Annotated in this window: 16 protein-coding genes and 1 pseudogene; 8 read left to right on the top strand and 9 right to left on the bottom strand. The window is 61.7% G+C overall.

Going from position 1 to position 17195, the window contains the following annotated elements; translation table 11 throughout:
• Positions 1–63: 63 nt before the first annotated feature.
• From K225_RS0119400 to K225_RS0119380, 5 genes are read right to left on the bottom strand one after another with little or no spacing between them, the layout of a single operon-like run.
• On the bottom strand, positions 64–1407 hold the full coding sequence (locus K225_RS0119400) for an MmgE/PrpD family protein (protein WP_026437860.1): 1344 nt from the start codon (positions 1405–1407) through the stop codon (positions 64–66).
• The gene (locus K225_RS0119395; protein ID WP_026437859.1) at positions 1392–2174 is read right to left on the bottom strand and encodes an enoyl-CoA hydratase/isomerase family protein; all 783 of its coding nucleotides are present in this window, start codon (positions 2172–2174) and stop codon (positions 1392–1394) included. The genes K225_RS0119400 and K225_RS0119395 overlap by 16 nt, the downstream gene beginning before the upstream one ends.
• Before the next feature lie 16 nt (positions 2175–2190).
• A complete protein-coding gene (locus K225_RS0119390; RefSeq protein ID WP_026437858.1) occupies positions 2191–3351 on the bottom strand; it encodes an acyl-CoA dehydrogenase family protein in 1161 nt (386 codons plus the stop codon).
• Between the two features lie 13 nt (positions 3352–3364).
• Positions 3365–4561: a CaiB/BaiF CoA-transferase family protein gene (locus K225_RS0119385; protein WP_026437857.1), complete on the bottom strand. Its 1197-nt coding sequence runs from the start codon at positions 4559–4561 to the stop codon at positions 3365–3367.
• A 7-nt stretch (positions 4562–4568) separates the two neighbouring features.
• Positions 4569–5348, bottom strand: coding sequence for a GntR family transcriptional regulator (locus K225_RS0119380; protein WP_026437856.1), 780 nt, complete (start codon positions 5346–5348; stop codon positions 4569–4571).
• A 236-nt stretch (positions 5349–5584) separates the two neighbouring features.
• On the opposite strand from K225_RS0119380, the gene K225_RS0119375 reads away from it, so the two are divergent.
• Complete coding sequence (locus tag K225_RS0119375; RefSeq protein WP_026437855.1) at positions 5585–6598, top strand: tripartite tricarboxylate transporter substrate binding protein; 1014 nt, start codon at positions 5585–5587, stop codon at positions 6596–6598.
• A 228-nt stretch (positions 6599–6826) separates the two neighbouring features.
• Here the strand turns inward: K225_RS0119375 and K225_RS0119370 are convergent, their stop codons facing one another.
• The 3 genes from K225_RS0119370 to K225_RS0119360 all read right to left on the bottom strand — a co-directional run bounded on the left by K225_RS0119370 (position 6827) and on the right by K225_RS0119360 (position 8605).
• Positions 6827–7414 (bottom strand): GNAT family N-acetyltransferase, encoded by a 588-nt coding sequence (locus tag K225_RS0119370; RefSeq protein WP_026437854.1) that lies wholly within the window; start codon positions 7412–7414, stop codon positions 6827–6829.
• A 2-nt stretch (positions 7415–7416) separates the two neighbouring features.
• The gene (locus K225_RS0119365) at positions 7417–7647 is read right to left on the bottom strand and encodes a hypothetical protein (RefSeq protein WP_026437853.1); all 231 of its coding nucleotides are present in this window, start codon (positions 7645–7647) and stop codon (positions 7417–7419) included.
• A 103-nt stretch (positions 7648–7750) separates the two neighbouring features.
• Complete coding sequence (locus K225_RS0119360; RefSeq protein ID WP_026437852.1) at positions 7751–8605, bottom strand: MoxR family ATPase; 855 nt, start codon at positions 8603–8605, stop codon at positions 7751–7753.
• 104 nt (positions 8606–8709) lie between these two features.
• Between K225_RS0119360 and K225_RS0119355 the strand changes: the two genes are divergently transcribed.
• From K225_RS0119355 to radC, 7 genes and pseudogenes are all read left to right on the top strand, one after another.
• The gene (locus K225_RS0119355; RefSeq protein WP_026437851.1) at positions 8710–9372 is read left to right on the top strand and encodes a cytochrome c; all 663 of its coding nucleotides are present in this window, start codon (positions 8710–8712) and stop codon (positions 9370–9372) included.
• Positions 9373–9623: 251 nt separating this feature from the next.
• Positions 9624–10829: a site-specific integrase gene (locus K225_RS0119350; RefSeq protein ID WP_026437850.1), complete on the top strand. Its 1206-nt coding sequence runs from the start codon at positions 9624–9626 to the stop codon at positions 10827–10829.
• Between the two features lie 139 nt (positions 10830–10968).
• Positions 10969–11352 carry a type II toxin-antitoxin system RelE/ParE family toxin gene (locus K225_RS0119345; RefSeq protein WP_026437849.1) on the top strand — a complete coding sequence of 128 codons (384 nt, stop codon included), beginning with the start codon at positions 10969–10971 and terminating at the stop codon, positions 11350–11352.
• A complete protein-coding gene (locus tag K225_RS0119340; protein ID WP_012479502.1) occupies positions 11333–11638 on the top strand; it encodes a DNA-binding transcriptional regulator in 306 nt (101 codons plus the stop codon). The genes K225_RS0119345 and K225_RS0119340 overlap by 20 nt, the downstream gene beginning before the upstream one ends.
• 25 nt (positions 11639–11663) lie before the next feature.
• A complete protein-coding gene (locus tag K225_RS0119335; RefSeq protein ID WP_026437848.1) occupies positions 11664–12947 on the top strand; it encodes a hypothetical protein in 1284 nt (427 codons plus the stop codon).
• Positions 12922–13665, top strand: coding sequence for a hypothetical protein (locus K225_RS0119330; RefSeq protein WP_026437847.1), 744 nt, complete (start codon positions 12922–12924; stop codon positions 13663–13665). Before K225_RS0119335 ends, K225_RS0119330 begins: the two co-directional genes overlap by 26 nt.
• A gap of 341 nt (positions 13666–14006) precedes the next feature.
• Positions 14007–14516: pseudogene (radC, locus tag K225_RS21375) on the top strand (DNA repair protein RadC).
• A gap of 108 nt (positions 14517–14624) precedes the next feature.
• Here radC and K225_RS0119320 read toward each other — a convergent pair.
• Positions 14625–17192, bottom strand: a complete 2568-nt coding sequence (locus K225_RS0119320) for an AAA family ATPase (RefSeq protein WP_238323291.1) — start codon at positions 17190–17192, stop codon at positions 14625–14627.
• Positions 17193–17195: the final 3 nt, after the last annotated feature.

Here is a 17195-nt window from a genome sequence, read left to right as displayed (position 1 = left end):
TTCCCCATTATGGGTCCGGTGGACGGACCGCGCCTGTCATGCACAGGACTCCCCCTCAGGTGCTCATCCGTTGGTCCAGCCGCTGCGCGCCAAGACCGTGGTGCGCAAGGAATGCAGCAGGGCGTCCGCTGGCTGTTCGAGACTCGCAGCAAGCCAGGCTGCGGCTATGGGAGCGGTGAGCTCGCCATGGGCCTCGCAGTCGATCCATTTGGCCAGCAGGTCGGCATCGGAGACCGGATCCTGAAGAGAGCCAGGCGCCCAGTCCACAAGGATGAAATCGCTCCAGCCGGGACCGCTGATCGTCACCTGTACTGGCGCCGTTTCCAGTGGTGCGTGCGGGCCGGGCCGCTCGGTGACGCCCACCCGTTCCATTTGTGGCCGCAGTGCGGCGCGGTTTGCGGCGGCATCGCTGAAGCTGACCAGGCCGACGGGGCCGTCCACCCATGCCGCAGCGGCGCAGTAGGGGGCGCTGAATTTGGCCTGCAGGCCGGTGCGCGGTTGCGGATGCTTGAGCGGCGCCGTGCCGCCATGAGGAAACAACACGTCGATGGCCACGGGCGCGTCGCCCGCCCGCGGCGGGCGGCGTTCGCGCAGGCGCTGTATGCCCGCGATCATGCGGTGCGTCAGGTAGCAGCTGGGGTAGCGCTTGATCTCGAACCCGGGTGCCAGCACGGCCCAGGGTGTCTGTGCATCCCAGCGCGGCGGATCGAGCCGCGCCCCGCCGGAGAAAGCGTGCGCGAAGCCGGCCAGGGCGTCGTCGCTGGCCGTGGCGCCCGCCCGGGCCAGCGCCACCGCGCGCAGGGCGGCGCTGGCCGCGAAGCCCACGTGCAGCGGCTTGGTGTCGGTGCCGAAGTTGGCGCGCAGGCCGCCGGCCGAACTGGCGGCGATGGACAGCGCCGTGCGCATCTGTGCCACCGGCAGCCGCAGCAGGTGAGCCTGGGCGACCGTCGCGCCTACGGCGCCCAGCGTACTTGTGGCGTGAAAGCCCAGCGCGTAATGGCCGAAGCCCAGCCATGCGCCCAGGCGCAGCATGACCTCCGTGCCCACCAGATGGGCAGCCAGCAGATCGGCCAGCGGCACATCGCCGGGCTGCTCATCGAGCCCGGCAAGCAGCGCCGACACTACCGGCGCGCTGGGGTGGCAGGTGGCCAGCATGCAGACGTCGTCGTAGTCCAGCGCATGCGATGCGGTGCCCAGCACCAGCGCCCGGTGTTCAGCGCCCGCCGTGTCGGCGGCGCGCGCGGCGGCGCGGGTGGCGGGTTCGCCTGCGCCGCCCACCATGCAGGCCAGGGTGTCGAGCCAGGCGCGGCGCGCGTGCTCCAGCGCGGCTGGTTCGATGGCCGGTGCGCGGCGCGCGTAGATCGACTCCGCCAGGCCCCAGAAGTCGGGGCTCACCTTTGCGTCCATTGCGGCTCCCTCTTTTCGTTGAAGGCGCTGATGCCTTCGAGCCGGTCCGGCGAGCGCACCAGCATATTGTGGAAGGCCAGGTCCAGCGCGTAGCCGCTGCGGAAGTCGCAGTCCGCGCCCTGCTGCAGCGCGACCTTGGCCGTGCGGATGGCCATGGGCGCGGCGCGTGCGATCTCGCGCGCCAGCTCCAGCGCACGTGCCAGGTGCCCGCCGGTGGCGACGCACTCGTTCAGGATGCCCCATTCGTGCGCCTGCCGTGCGTTGATGCGGGCGCCGGAAAAAAGCATCTGCTTGGTCTTGCGCACGCCGATGGCGCGCGTCAGGTTCTGCAGGCCGCCGCCGCCGGGCAGGAAGCCGCGCTTGACCTCCGGCAGGGCGATGTCGCAGGTATCGTCGCCGATGATGAAGTCGCACATCAAGGCCAGCTCGATCCCGCCGCCGTGCGCGATGCCGTGCATGGCGGCGATCACCGGGCGCGGAAAGTCGCGGATCTGCAGCAGCACATCTTCGATGAGCTGGTGCTGCGCGGCCCAGTCCGCGTCGCTCATGCCGTTGCGCTCTTTCAGATCGCCGCCGGCGGAGAATGCGCGCGGGCCGGCGCCCTGGATGACCAGGCAGGACAGCGCCCGGTCGTAAGCCAGCTCGCGCAGCAGCGTCCACAGCTCGCGCCACATGGCGGTGTTGAAGGCATTGAGCACCTCGGGCCGGTTCAGGGTCAGCACCGAGACGCCGGGGCTGGCGTCCTTCTCGAACAGCAGGGTTTCCATGTTGGGTGTCTCCAGGTCAGTAAGAACGGGGCATGTCCAGCAGATGCTGGGCGACGTAGGCCAGCACCAGGTTGTTGGAGATCGGTGCGGTGCGGAACAATCGCGTTTCCTTCCACTTGCGCTCGATGTCGTATTCGGTGGCCACGCCGTAGCCGCCATAGGTGGTCATGGCCGCCTCGGCGGCCTCCCACGAGGCCTCCGAGCACAGGTACTTGGCCATGTTGGCCTCGCCGCCGCAGGGCTGGCCCTGGTCGAACAGCGCGGCGGCCTGGTTGCGCATGAGCTCGGCGGCGCTCAGGTTCATGTGCGCCCGCGCGATGGGGAAGGCCACGCCCTGGTTGGCGCCGATGGGTTTGTCGAACACCACGCGGCTGGTGGCATAGTTGCGCGCGCGCTCGACGAACCACTTGCCGTCGCCTATGCATTCGCTCGACACCAGCAGGCGCTCCGCGTTCAGCGAGGACAGCAGGTAGCGAAAGCCCTGGCCTTCCTCGCCCACGCGCCATTCATCGGCCACCTCCAGGTTGTCGATGAACACCTCGTTGGTGTGGTGGTTGAGCATGGTGGCTATGGTGCGCGGCTGCAGCGCCTTGCCCGCCTTGGCGATGTCCACCAGGAACAGGCTCAGGCCGTCGGTCTTGCGCGCCACTTCCTCATAGGGCGTGGTGCGGGCCAGCAGCAGGTACATGTCGGACTGCCGGAAGCGTGAGGTCCAGATCTTCTGGCCGTTGATGACGTAGCCGCCCGCTACCTTCTTGGCGAAGGTCTTGATGCGCAGGGTGTTGGAGCCCGCGTCCGGCTCGGTCACGCCGAAGGCCTGCAGGCGCAGATCGCCCGTGGCGATGCGCGGCAATATCGCCTGCTTTTGTGCGTCGCTGCCGTGCTGCAACACGCTGGCCATGGTGTACATCTGGGCATGGCAGGTGGCTGCATTGCCGCCCTGGCGGTTGATCTCTTCCAGGATCACACAGGCATCGAGCAGGCCCAGGCCCGAGCCGCCGTACTGCTCCGGGATCAGGGCCGCGAGCCAGCCGGCCTCGGTCATGGCGGCCACGAACGCATCGGGGTAGGCCTCGCGCGCATCGCAGTCGCGCCAGTAGGCGTCGCCGAAGCGGCGGGCCAGTTCAGCCACGGCGGCGCGGATCTCCTGCTGGGTGTTCGAATAGGCGAAATCCATCGTTGCTCCTTCTTCAGATCTGTACGGCGCCGCTGCTGACCAGCTGTGCGATGCGTTGCTCGCTCATGCCGGCGGCACGCAGCAGGGCCTGGGTATCGGCGCCCACGCGGGCGCTCAGGTGTTCTGCGAACTCGCGCGTTCCGTCGAATTTGATCGGCGTGACTATGGCGCTGAGCGGTTGGTCCGGGCCGCCCTCCCAGGCCAGCGGGCGCGCCATGTCCACGGCCTGGACCTGCGCGTCCTGCATCACCTGAGACAAGTCGTTCACCGGGCTGACCGGCACGCCCTGCGCCTCCAGCTGTGCTGTGACCTGGGCGACGTTCAACCGGCCCGTGATGGATTCGAGCGTGTCATGCACCAGCTCGCGGTGCTGCACGCGCTCGGCGTTGGTGGCAAAGCGCGTGTCCTCGGCCAGGTCGATGCGCTCCAGCCCCTGCAGCAGCTTGCGAAACAGGCGGTCGTTGCCGCAGCCGATGAACACCTGGCCGTCGGCGCACTGGAACACTTCGTAGGGCATGAGCATGGCGGTGGCCGAACCCATGCGGCCCGGCAGCCTGCCGCTGGCGCTGTAGTTGGCGATAGGGTTGGTCATCCATGCCACGCCGGTCTCCAGCAGCGAGGTGTCGATGCGGCAGCCGCGGCCGCTGTCCTTGCGCTGCGCCACGGCCGCGACGATGCCGAGCGCCGACCACAGGCCGGTGCCGATGTCGACCATGGACACGCCTACACGCGCCGGCGGCAGCCCCTCGTGGCCGTTGACGGACATGATGCCCGCGTAGGCCTGGATCAGCGGGTCGTAGCCGGGGAAGGCGGCACGCGGGCCGCTCGTTCCATAGGCGCTGATGGCGCAGTAGATCAGCCCGGTGCGACCGTCGGCCAAGGCTTCGTAGCCCAGCCCGCGCTGCTCGGCGCTGCCGGGTTTGAGCGAATGCACGAAGATGTCCTCGGGCCGCAGCAGGCTGGCCAACAGGGCCTGACCGTCCGGGCGGTCCAGGTCGATCGCCAGGCTCTGCTTGCCGCGGTTGAAGGTGGCGTAGGTGGGCGACATGGCCGTACCAATGTTGGGCGCCCAGTGGCGTGTGTCGTCGCCGCTGCCGGGGCGTTCGATCTTGATCACCTCGGCGCCAAGGTCGGCCAGCACCTGGGTGCAGTAAGGGCCGGCGACGTTCTGCGTGAGGTCGATGACGCGTTGTCCTGCCAAGGGTTTCATGGGGCTTTCATTCCGGGTGTGGTGGGGATTGCGTGATGCCGCTGCCAGACACATGGCGCAGCGTGACGGAGTACTGGAAGCGGTCCTGCGGATGCAGGGAATCGGTCACCTCCAGCAGGGTGCGCTGGCTGTCGTAATACCAGCGCTGGATGCGCAGCAGCGGCTCGCGTGTCTTGCAGCGCAGCCGCGCGGCCTGCTCGCGCGTGGCGATGCCGATGCCAATGACCTGGCGCACCTCGCTGACCATGTGGCCGTGCAGTCGCTGCACCTCGATGAACACCGGCAAACCGGATTGGCCCGACGCTTCGATCGCGCTTTTGCTTGCCAGCGGGACCCATACCGAGGACAGTACGATGGGGGCTTCCTGATCGACGGCCGTGCGCAGCGTGCGGGCAAGGCACCAGGTTTCGCCGGCGGCGGTGCCGATCCACTCGGTCGTTGGCTCGTCGAGCATGACCTCCTTAACGTCCAGGATGCGCACCGTGGTGTTGCGCGCGTACAAGGCCAGATCCGAAATGTTGTGCAGCGAGTGCGAGGGCGCCAGCTCAGGCTTGCGTCGCATCACGCGGGTGCCCACGCCTTGGTGTCCGACCACCAGACCCATAACCTGCATCTCTGCCAGTGCTGCGCGCACCGTGTGGCGGCTCACGCCCAATTCGGCGCACAGGGCTGCCTCTGTCGGTAGCAGCGTACCTACCGGCCAACGGCCGACTTCGAGGCCGCGCATGAGGTGCGCGTAGGCGAGGCTGCGTTTGCTTGTGGGGGAGGGTGGAGTCGAGGGAGGCATATGGAGCACTTGTACGGACAAGTTTCGCGATTCGATCGGTTTCTGACGCTCGGGATAACCCGATCTTGTCTGGTGGATGGCGTACAAATCGGGGTTGTCCCGCACGGTATGTGGGAGGCTGATTTCTATACTGCCTCAGGCCTTGATTGGTCCCAATTTCAGCCTGGGCGCGTTTGCCACACATCACAAGGGCAACGGCGATTGTTCGGCCCATCCCGTCTTTTCAGGAGCTTTCCATGTCCCTTGATCTCGAAAAAAACCACCTGAACCTGGGGCGCCGCCATTTGCTGGCTCTTGGCGGGGCATCGTTGGCAGCCTGCGCTTTGCCTGTGCGTGCCAGTGACGCATGGCCTGCCAAACCGATTCGCATCATTGCCGGGCAGGCGCCTGGCTCTTCTAACGATTCCACGGCGCGGGCGCTGGCTGACTACCTTGCGCAGAAACTGGGCGTGCCGGTGGTGGTGGAAAACAAGCCCGGGGGCTCGGGCATGATCGCTGCAGATGCGGTGGCGCGCTCGTCACCTGACGGCTATACATTGCTGTTGTCGCTGCACAGTCAGCTGGCGCAGGCCCCCGTACTTTTGAAGAAACCACCGGTCAACACCGACAAGGATCTGGTACCCATCGCGGCCATGGGCGTCGGTCCGGTGATTGGTGTGGTCAATAAGGACTTTCCTGCGCAAACGCTGGAGCAGGTCATCGCTTATTCCAAGAAGAAGCCGGTCAACGTCGGTAACTACTCCGTCGGCTCGGGTTGGCAGTTGATGTTGGCGCAGTTGGCCAAGGACACCGGCGGCCAGTTCAACGTGGTCAACTACAAGGGTACAGGCGCCATGCTGATGGATCTCTATGCCGGTACCATCGACATGGGGGCGGGATCGCTGGCGGGCATGGGCGCAGGACTTGACAAGGGAGCCACAAAGCCGGTGGTGATCACTGTGGGAGAGAAATCGCGCCGGTTGCCGGGTATTCCGCGCTGGGTCGATGCCGGATTCAAGGGGCCGGCCTACGAGGATCTGGCTGAATGCAACATGCTGTTTGCGCCTGCTGGAACCTCGCCCGATGTGGTGCGGCGCCTGGCGGACCTGGCCGCCTTGTCGGCGAATGATTCGCCACGCATCAAGGCGGTGCGTGAAACGCTGCACGAGGAAGGCCCTGTGCTGACAGGTGAAGAGCTGAAAAAGTTCATCGAGCGCACTTGGCCCAGCTATCGGCGTCTGACGCGCGAATTGAATCTGGTGGTGGACTGACATATCCTGGGAGCGGTTGATCGCATTCAAAGATCTCAAAATCCGCTTCCACGACGTTCGCCAGTGAGGTGCGCAGCGCCAACCTCTGCAGGCTCCAAGCTTGGCGCGCTATCGTCAGCGTTGCTCGTTGCGAAGCGCTGGCGCAGCTTGTCTGGCATGTCGAGAGCGACAGCGCAGAGGAATTCAACGGCCGTGTTCAGGTTCACCGGCGGGTCGTCAGACTGCTGTTTAGCGCTCCAGCAGGTATCGCAACTGCGCCTTGGCTTCCGGCCACTCGCCGGCGCGCATGCTGTACATCACCGTATCGCGGATGGTGCCGTCGCGGCGCAGCGCGTGGCCGCGCAGCACGCCGTCTTTTTTGGCGCCCAGGCGCTCGATGGCCCGCTGCGAGGCAAAGTTGTAGTTGTCGGTGCGCCAGCCCACCACATGGCAGCCCAGCGTGTCGAAGGCGTGGCCCATCATGAGAAGCTTGCAGGTGGTGTTGACGTGGGTGCGCTGCACGCTCTGGCAGTACCAGGTCCAGCCGATCTCCATGCGTTGCACGGCGGGCACGATGTCGTGGTAGCTGGTGGAGCCCAGCACCTTGCCTGTGGCATCTTCCACCACGGCAAAGGCAAAACGGTGACCGTCTTCGCGCATCTTCAGTGCTGCCTCGATGTAGGCGCGGGTGTCCTGGGGCTCGGGCACCGAGGTGATGCGCAGCTTCCACAGCTCGCCATCGGCCGCCGCGGCGGCCAGGCCTGCTTCGTGGGCGAGCGCCAGCGGCTCCAGGCGCACGCCACGGTTGCGCAGGATGACGGGTTCCACCAGCGCCATGGTCACTGTTCCGTTTTCGCGTGGCGGCTGGCGCGCCAGCGCCGCGCTGCATGCAGGCCCAGGCCTCCGCCCAGGCCCACCAGCACGATGCCCACCAGGCTGGCGGTGCCGTAGCCTGCGGCAAAGATGTCGAAACCCAGCCACTGGCCCAGCCAGAAGCCTGCCAGCGCGCCGCCGACAAAGCCCACGGCGTCGGACGTGCCTTCCATCAGGAGTCGTTTGGTATCGGTCATGCGAAATATGGAGTGGGGGAAGCCTGCGCTGCCAATCGGCCCATCCAGCGCGGTGCAGCGCCCACTGGGGCGTGGCAGGCAAGGTGGCGGCACTGCGCGGGGTTCATCGGTTCCTCTGGTTCATGAACACCAGCTTCTCGAACAGGCTCACGTCCTGCTCGTTCTTGAGCAGCGCGCCCACCAGCGGGGGCACAGCCACCTTGTTGTCGGCGCTTTGCAGGGCCGACAGCGGAATGTCTTCGGCCACCAGCAGCTTGAGCCAGTCGAGCAGTTCGCTGGTCGAGGGCTTCTTCTTCAGGCCGGGCAGATTGCGCACGTCGTAGAACGTTTTCATGGCCACGCCGAGCAATTCGCTCTTGAGCGTGGGGAAGTGCACGTTGACGATCTGGCGCATCGTGTCGGCTTCAGGGAACTTGATGAAGTGGAAGAAGCAGCGGCGCAAAAAGGCGTCGGGCAGCTCCTTTTCGTTGTTGGAGGTGATGAACACCAGCGGGCGGTGCTTGGCCTTGATGAGCTCGCGCGTTTCGTAGCAGTAGAACTCCATGCGGTCGATTTCGCGCAGCAGGTCGTTCGGAAACTCGATGTCGGCCTTGTCGATCTCGTCGATCAGCAGCGCCACGGGGCGGTCGGCCGTGAAGGCCTGCCACAGCACGCCCTGCACGATGTAGTTGCGGATGTTCTTCACGCGCTCGGCGCTATCGCCATCATTGAGCTGGCTGTCGCGCAGGCGGCTCACGGCGTCGTACTCATACAGGCCCTGCTGCGCCTTGGTAGTGGATTTGATGTGCCACTGCAGCAGCGGCATGTCGAGCGCTTGCGCCACCTCCTCGGCCAGCATGGTCTTGCCGGTGCCGGGCTCGCCCTTGATGAGCAGGGGGCGTTGCAGCGTGATAGCGGCGTTCACCGCGAGCATCAGGTCCTGGGTGGCGACGTAATTCTGGGAGCCTTGAAATTTCATGAATGAAACACCGGAATGTTGATGGATGGGCTTGACAAGCGCTGGCTATAATCGCCGACTGATCAGAGCCCCGAGCTGAACCTTCACACGATTGTGCGCGCAAAATGAACAAGACGTTGACCACGATATTCGCCCTGGCTGTCGCTTCCGTGACGGCGATTGCCCAAGCCCAGGAAACCAAAGGCGATGTCGAAGCCGGCAAGCAGAAAGTTGCGATGTGCATCGGGTGCCACGGCATTCCGGGTTACCAGTCCAGCTTTCCCGAAGTGCACAAGGTGCCCATGATCTCGGGCCAGAGCGGCAAGTACATCGCTGCCGCGCTCACCGCCTACAAGAAGGGCGAGCGCAAGCACCCCACCATGCGCGGCATTGCCGATTCGCTGACCGAGCAGGACATTGCCGATGTCTCGGCCTACTATGAGCAGCATGGCAAGACCGGCGCCGAAGTGGCCGCCAAGCCAGGCCGCGAACCCAGCGTGCAAGTGGCCGAGTTGTTGAAAAAGGGCGCCTGCGTGTCCTGCCACGGTGACAACTTCGCCAAGCCCATCGACCCGTCCTACCCCAAGATTGCAGGCCAGCACGCCGACTACCTGTTTGTGGCGCTCAAGTCGTACAAGGTGGAAAAGAACGCCAACGTGGGCCGCGGCAACGCCATCATGGGCGGCATTGCCAAGCAGTTCACCAACGCCGAACTGAAGGCGCTGGCAAGCTATGTGGGTTCGCTGGATGGCGACCTGCACACGGTGCCGCAGTCGCGCTTCCGTTGAGCTGACCACTGGCTGGGGTCTGGCACCGCCGACCCACGCCATGCGCCAAGAGCCCGCAGCGAGCGGGCTTTTTTGTTTCACGATGACTCCAGCCCGACATTTCGCTGGACTGCGCTGTAGCCCGATACAGTAGGTTTATCAATAACTTACGCGCTTCCATCATATGCCGGTGCTTTCTGAAACCTGACCCGGCTTCCCCTCGCGCCGCTCCTATCTGGCTCCTGGAATTCGGGTCATTCCGAGGAGTCATCATGGCAAAGATCAAGCTCACCAAGACCGCCGTCGAGACGGCGCAACCCCAGGCGCAAGCCATCGAACTGCGGGATACCGTGGTGCCTGGCTTCCTGTGCAAGATCACCCCGGCGGGCCGTCGGGTGTTCATGCTCCAGTACCGCACGAACGCAGGCGAGCGCCGCAAGCCCGCCCTGGGTCTGTTCGGCGAGCTGACTGTCGAACAGGCCCGCGTCATGGCACAGGACTGGCTGGCCGAGGTTCGCCGGGGTGGCGATCCTGGCGGCGCCAAGGCCGAGGCGCGCAAGGCGCCCACGATGGCCGAGTTGTGCAAGAAGTTCATGGAGGACTACTCCAAGAAGCGCAACAAGCCCAGCACCTGGCGCGGCTATCAGGCGGTCATCGACCGCTGCATTGTCCCGATGCTGGGCCGCAAGAAGGTGGCTGACGTGAAGCGCCCCGACATTGCCGGGTACATGGAAAAGCTCTCCTACAAGCCCACCGAGGCGAACAAGGGCTTCGCCATCCTGCGCAAGATGTTCAACCTGGCCGAAGTGTGGGGCTTCCGCCCGGACGGCACCAACCCGTGCCGCCATGTTCCGATGTATCCGCCCGGCAAGCAGACCCGCCTCATCGTGGACGATGAAATGGTGCTGATCTTTCGCCAGTTGGAGAAGCTGGAGGCAGAGGGGCTGGAGAACTACGTCATTCCGCTGGCGATCCGCCTGCAATTCGAGTTCGCAGGCCGCCGCTCCGAAATCTGCACGCTCGAATGGGACTGGATCGACCTCGCAAACCGGCGGGTGATGTGGCCTGACAGCAAGACCGGCGGCATGTCTAAGCCTATGAGCGCGGAAGCCTATCGGCTGCTTTCGACGGTGCCTCGCCGGGAGGGCTGCCCCTACGTCCTGCCGTCGCCCAACGACCCGACCCGGCACCTGACCTTCGGCGAACACTATGGCGGCTGGTGCCGGGTGCTCAAGGCCGCCGGCGTCCCGCACGTCGGAACGCATGGCATCCGCCACCGCTCGGCGACGGACATTGCCAATTCGGGTGTGCCCATCAAGGTCGGCATGGAGCTGACCCAGCACAAGACCGTCGCGCAGTTCATGCACTACGTCCATACCGAGGACAAGCCCGTGCGCGATGCGGCCGAGCTGGTGGCCAGCCGCCGCCAGGCCATCACGGGCGGGCGGCAACGCCAGCCCCAGGAGGCCGTGGCATGAACACCTGCTCGCTTCCTACAACGGTCGCCAAGTCAATTTCCCAGACACTGTCTGGCGAATCTTCCCCTGCGTGGGGTGGGCGGATCGCTGAACTGGCAAACTATGCCCGTTTCGGGTATAGTTCTCGGGAGTGCCAGCTATGACCGTCTTCAAACGCAAGGACTTTGCACGGTGGCAGGCTGGCGAGAAGTTGCCTGATGCCGCGTTGTGCAAAGCAGTTCAAGAGATGGAGGCCGGTCTGGTGGATGCTGACCTGGGCGGCTTTCTCTACAAGAAGCGGGTCGCGCGCCCTGGAGGCGGCAAAAGCGGCGGCTACCGGACGCTGCTGTCGGCGCGGATCGGCGATCGCTATGTGTTTCTGCATGGGTTCCCCAAGAGCGACAAGGCGAACATCACGCAGGACGAAAAGAAGGCGTTGCAGTTCGCAGGCAAAGTGTTTTTAGAACTGTCGGCAGAGAACTTGGCGAAGGCGCTGAAGTCCGGCGTTCTACTGGAGGTGTGTTGTGACGAGCAAGCTCATTGAATCCCTGCGCGGTGACTTGGCCGCGCTGCACGATGCTGGCGCAATCGGCAAGGTCACGATGCGCGAGTTCGATGCCATCTGCCCACCGCCGGTGCGGGAGTTCAGCGCTGCCGACATCAAGCATCTGCGCGAAGAACTGAAGTTCAGCCAGCCGGTGTTCGCGCTGCACTTGCACACCACCGCATCGACGGTGCGCAAGTGGGAGCAAGGCGATACCCACCCGGCCGGGCCGGCGCTCAAACTGCTGAACATCATCGCCGACAAGGGCTTGCAGGCCATCATCTGATGCCTCGCACTGGTGATTGCCACGCATGGATGAAGCCGTAGTCGTTTTCTCCCGCAAGGGCCTGTTTCAGACCCGGATTGTGGCGCGCGATGTTCGCAGCCGGGAACATGCGCGCAAGTTATGGCCGTTGGTGTCTCCCGATGCTTTGCGGCAAATGGTGACGTGGGTCAGCCCTACATTTGAAGATGGAAAGCTGCGCCGGCGTTCCCATTTCCGGCAGTTGCCCGTCGAGCGCACCTACGACCTCAAGACACACTTTGATGACGAAGAAGCCATCCGGCAACGGGCCGTACAGGAAAGCCAAGAGCATCTGCGCGCAAAAGAGTTGATCGCGGCAGAGCTTGCTCGGCGCCTGGATGCCCGGCTTGCCATGCCGTGGTGGTTCAAGGATGTGGATGCGTCGGACTACCCGTTGGAAGGCAATCTATTGCTCGGCGCTGATCGTGTGGCGACCGAGCATCCGTTGGATACGCCCTTCGGCAGTCGATTCCGGCTTGATGTTGCGGTGCTGGGGCCGCCCGTTCAAGCGGAGCCGATGGTTTTGGGTGGCGTGGAGATCGAACTTGGACATGCCTTCGATGGGCGCAAAGCACTGATCGGCAAGTCGCTGGGGTTCCCGCTCATCTCCATCGACATCACGGAAATGTCGATCGACGAGTTGACGTCGGAATGGGCGCAGCAGGCATTGACCGCCACCACGCGCAGCCACGAACAAGGGCGCCGACAAACGTACATCTATCTCCACGACCTGCTGTACCCCCTCTACGCCCAGTTGCCAGCATTCCTCGATGACGAGCAGCGTCACCAGTTCCTGGTGTTCGCAGATGATGCAACCTTGCAAAAGCTGGCGCACTGGATGAACTTGTTGGCGGAAAGGCTGGAATACCCGAAGGGAACTGTTGCGGTCGCGTTGGTCAACGGAAAAAGTGAACAATCACGCAAGATGCTGGAGCGCGCAGGGGAAGTCGCCGGGCCTGATTGGAAGGACTTCAATAGCCAGCGGTGCCTGCGTTTGACTCTTCCTCGCCCTCGAAACACTGCAGATCTTCAGGCCCATCGTTTTCATATGACGATGGCACGGCTACTGCTTTCTCATGCCGATGCACTTGTCGGCTACAAGTATTGCAACGGCGTGAACAACAACGATCCAGAGGAGGATGTCTGGATCGCCCATCGCTGGATTGCCGAGCAGGGTATCCATACCCAACACCGTGTGCTGCCCAAGCGATTGGCCGAGCCGATCAACCGGCTGATCGCAGTGGTGTCCGATTTACGCCGCGATCATGAAACGTCCGCCGCAGAGGCGTAGCCACGCGATGCCAAAAATCATCTTGCAGTCGAATACCCCGATTGAATTGAAGGCCCAGCTTGCCGAACTGGATATTGCCGTCCCTCCTCGCTCAGAGGGTCGCAGGAATCATCATGCAGAGCGCTATTGCATCGCGCATCTGCTGGCGACGCTGCCGATCAATCGGCTTTCTTTTCCGCTGACATTGACCCATACCGATAGGCCGGACTTCGTGCTGGACATGCCCGGTGGCAACGTCGGCATTGAGCATACGGAAGCGGTGCCGGAGAACGTAGCTCACGCCGATTGTTTGCGTGAAAGGGAAGGCTTGGGGCCAGATGTTTATTTCACACCGCATGTCATGCCTGGAGAGCCGCCCAAGACGGCAGTGCAACTCCGAAGCGAAATCATGGCCGATGCGCCTGGGTGCGGCTGGGAGGGGGACTCTCCAGAGCGCGAATGGGCTTCTGCAATGGCCCACTACGTCCGAGAAAAAATTCCAAAGGCAACGGCTGACGGCTTCGTTCGATACTCGCTCAACTGGCTGATCGTTTACGACAACTGGCCATTGCCAGCCGTGGACTACACCAAGGCAGCGGCCTATTTGATGCCATTGCTGGGTGAGATGGGAGCGTTTTCTGTGTTCGATGCGGTTTTCGTTCACGACGATTCTCGTCTGTGTGAGTTCAGCGCTGACCCCATCATTCATGCCTTGGTGAGGCCGGGCTCGATGCGATAGGCTCAATGCGCCGGCAGTATTTGCGTTCCGGCGTGCCGCCGTAGGGCTCGCGGGCTGCGCCCCGCGCTTCGTGCCTAATCGGGAGCATTCGGCTTTGATCCCTGACGCCTCCGGCCCTTGTGGGCCTGCGCGCTCCGCTTGTCCCAAAACCGAGTGTGTGCAATGGGTGGGTGTGGGCGGTCTTGCTGTTCCTTCACCGTATCACGGCGTTCTCGCCGTCAAGGGCGGCGCTCGCCATGCGCGCTTGCGTCCTGGCGGCCGTCTGCGACCCCTGACTGCTTGCGCTGCGCCGTGCTGGACACGGTTCCGGGCAATTCCGCCCGAGCAACCGGAGCACGATCATGTCGCAACTGTCCTTTTCCTCGTTCGATGCCGCGCTGATGGTGCGCGACTCCCAAGGTCACTACCTGCCGGCGACGGCCGACCAGATTCTGGAGGCTGCGCGCCAGGCCATCGAGCATAAGATGCAGCGCGGTGCGCCCTTCACCTCACCGGCGGTGGTCAAGGAATACCTGCGCGCCAAACTGGCCGGCTACGAGCACGAAGTGTTCGCGGTGCTGTTCCTCGATACGCGGCATTGCCTGATCGACTACGCCGAGATGTTCCACGGCACCATCGACGGCGCATCGGTGTATCCGCGCGAAGTGGTCAAGGAGGCGCTGCGGCACAACGCGGCGACGGTCATCGTTTAGCACAATCATCCGAGCGGCTATCCCGAGCCGAGCAGTGCCGACAAGGCGCTGACTCAGCGGCTCAAGGATGCGCTGGCGCTGGTCGATGTGCGCGTGCTCGATCACGTCATCGTCGGCGGCAGCAGTTCTACGTCCTTTGCCGAACATGGCCTGTTGTGACTTCCAGGGGCTTCGCCTCCTTTTTGCTGTGCCTGGTGGCACAGCTCTGGCCCTCGCGGGCCTGCGCGCGACGCTTGCCTATCCATGTCTTCGTTCCGATGTCAATGCTCAAGCAGTCACAACCTGAATCATTTCGTCGTAATGCTTCTTATCCACTTCTTCAAGCCACTGAAAGATGTGCCCGATGACACTATGGCTTTCGCCGGCCAAGTTTTCTGCCGACTCCTCAGTTATTTCAATTACATCGCTATGCGAATATTTGTTGATAAAACGGTAGATCTTCTCCTTGAGTTCCGGTGTTGTAGTGGTGCAGTCTTTCAGGCCAACATCCATCAATTGACTGATATCGCTTCTCCGCTTTGGATATTTGAAGGTAAAGAACGATTCAACGAGCTTGCGAGCGAGGTTGGCAGTCAAAAAGGCTTCATCTCTGTTAAGAGCCGTATGCGCCCTGTATTCATAGAGCTTTTTGAAGATGTAGTGATACTCGGAACCGTAATTTTTCAAAGAATCATCGGCGTCAACAAGCAACGAATGGCGGGGTGAGCCGGGCGGCGCATCTAGTCGATAGAAGAAGCAATTTTCCGGTTTTCCTTTAGCGGTCCTATTCCTGTTTGTTCCAGTAAACCAATCTCTCACTAGCTTGAAGTAGGTGAAGTTGTGAGTCAGCACAAAAAGTTGCTTGGCTTCAGTACATTGAGTTCTCAAGAACGAATAGGCATGAAACAAGTGATTCGAGTCAAAGCTTGAGACGGGATCATCAACAACGACAATCGTGTCCTTGATGTTGTTTCCGTTTTCTTTGAGCTTCGTGATGAAGTAGACAAATGCAATCGCAGTCTTCTCACCTTCGCTCAAATTCCCATCATGCTCACCCACCCCGTTTCTGATGATCTCATAGCCTTTTTTCTTCTGATTAAAGCTCAGGCAAAGCTCAGAGCGGCCGATGAAGCGATGTAAGGTGTCATTGAACTCCTTCGCCCCAACCGTCTCATTTGAGAGCAGTGCCTCTATTGCTCCGATTTCTTGACCAAGTTTTTCAATTTCCTTGTAGTCATTCTTTGCTTCAGCCTCAAGGTCATTGCACTTCTTCTCACTTCCAGCATAGTCAAATTCTTGCACCTCAGCCGCAGCAAAGTGAAGCTCCAGTGCCACCTTGCTCTTTGATGTTTCAGATTTGAAGTTTGAAGTCTTGTTGTTGTGTTTTCCGACGAGCGCAACGATCGACTTCAGGATCTCATTGAAATTCGTGACATCCTCTTCGATCACATCCGAAATCTGAATATCTGTCTTTGCAGGGTCTGTAATTTTTGCTTTCAGAGCTTCCCGCCATCCTTCGATTTGCTGGTCAATCTTCTCAGCCGCAGATGTGTATTCCTTCTGGAGCTTCTCTGCGTCGGCCGATAGCTCTTTATAAAACTCCGCCACTGCGGGCAACTGATTGGCTGGAGCGCCTTGGGATTCAATCCAATTTGCGGCACTTTGAAGCCGGTTTTGAAAATCCGTGAACTCTTTGCTGAAGTGGGCAGCGAGTGCCTCGGCACGAAGCTGGGTGAACGGGGAGCCGCAGAACTCGCAGGATTGCGAGTCATGATTTTTATGGATTTCCAAGCCGGCTTGAACCCAGTCGCGGATGTCCGGGTTATCAGTAAGCCGCTGGACAGCTTGATTGACTGCTGTAGTTCCAATCAAGTCCCTGATGCGACCTGCCGCCTTCCTAAAGTAGTCAGGTTCAATGTTTGTTGAGACGAAAGCAATACTTGGAAGCTGGTCTGGCTTCGCTGCATTCGTAAGGTCGATGACCTTCTCATCTGGAAGAACCGAGTCAGGCTTAATAATGGCATCGCCATTACTCTGAATGAAATTAGAGAGCTTGCGGCGGTCGTAATTCAAGTAGTAGCTATCGCTCGTATCAATCGCCTGAAGTCCTAGCTTCATTTTCTTGGCAGCATTGGTCAGAAATTTCTCCAATGCTTCACGCTGCTTTTTGATATCGCTTTGCTTTTCGTCGTGAGATTTCTTTTTCGACTGCAACTCGCCTTTCAGCTTCTCCAGCTTCTGCAAGTCATCAATCTTCTCTTTCGCAATGAGAAGGATGCTTTTTACGGATTTGTCCCAATCAATGTTCTCATGCACGAAGCGTTGATTGAAGACGTGGATATTTAATTGGGATGAAGGGAGTGTGGTTTCCGTGATCGTTGAAGCATCCTCCAAAACGACTGAAAACTGACCCGCACTGAAGCGAGGAACCATCGAGCGAAGCTCAAAGCAAGAGAATAGATTCGATAGGGTTGACTTGCCTGTTCCGTTCCAGCCATAGACAAGGTTGTACCGGCCAAACTTCTGGATTTTCGTTCCATTGAATTCGCTGAAGATGCCGAACTGCTTGAGACGGTTAATGCAGACGATCATTTTTAGGCCCCCGTATTCTTGCTTTAGCAACATTTGCTTGCAAAACAAATAATAAACGAAGAGTCCTCTTGCGTCTCCGCTCCGCGGACCGGGCTGCTCCAGGTTCGCTATTCGCTCATCCCTGAAGGGACTGGCTATCGCCAGCCTTCCACATCCCTGACGCCTCCGGCCCGGCTTCCAGCTTCGGGCCTGCGCGCTTCGCTTGCCGTGCGGTCGGCGTGTGGGAAGGCCGTTGCCTTGTCCAGCCGTCTCCCCTGACTTCATCAC

This window comes from Acidovorax sp. JHL-9 (assembly GCF_000426205.1).
GTDB classification, from domain to species: domain Bacteria; phylum Pseudomonadota; class Gammaproteobacteria; order Burkholderiales; family Burkholderiaceae_C; genus Acidovorax; species Acidovorax soli.
Note: the sequence above shows the minus strand (reverse complement) of the source record. Positions and strands in the feature narration are given on the sequence as shown.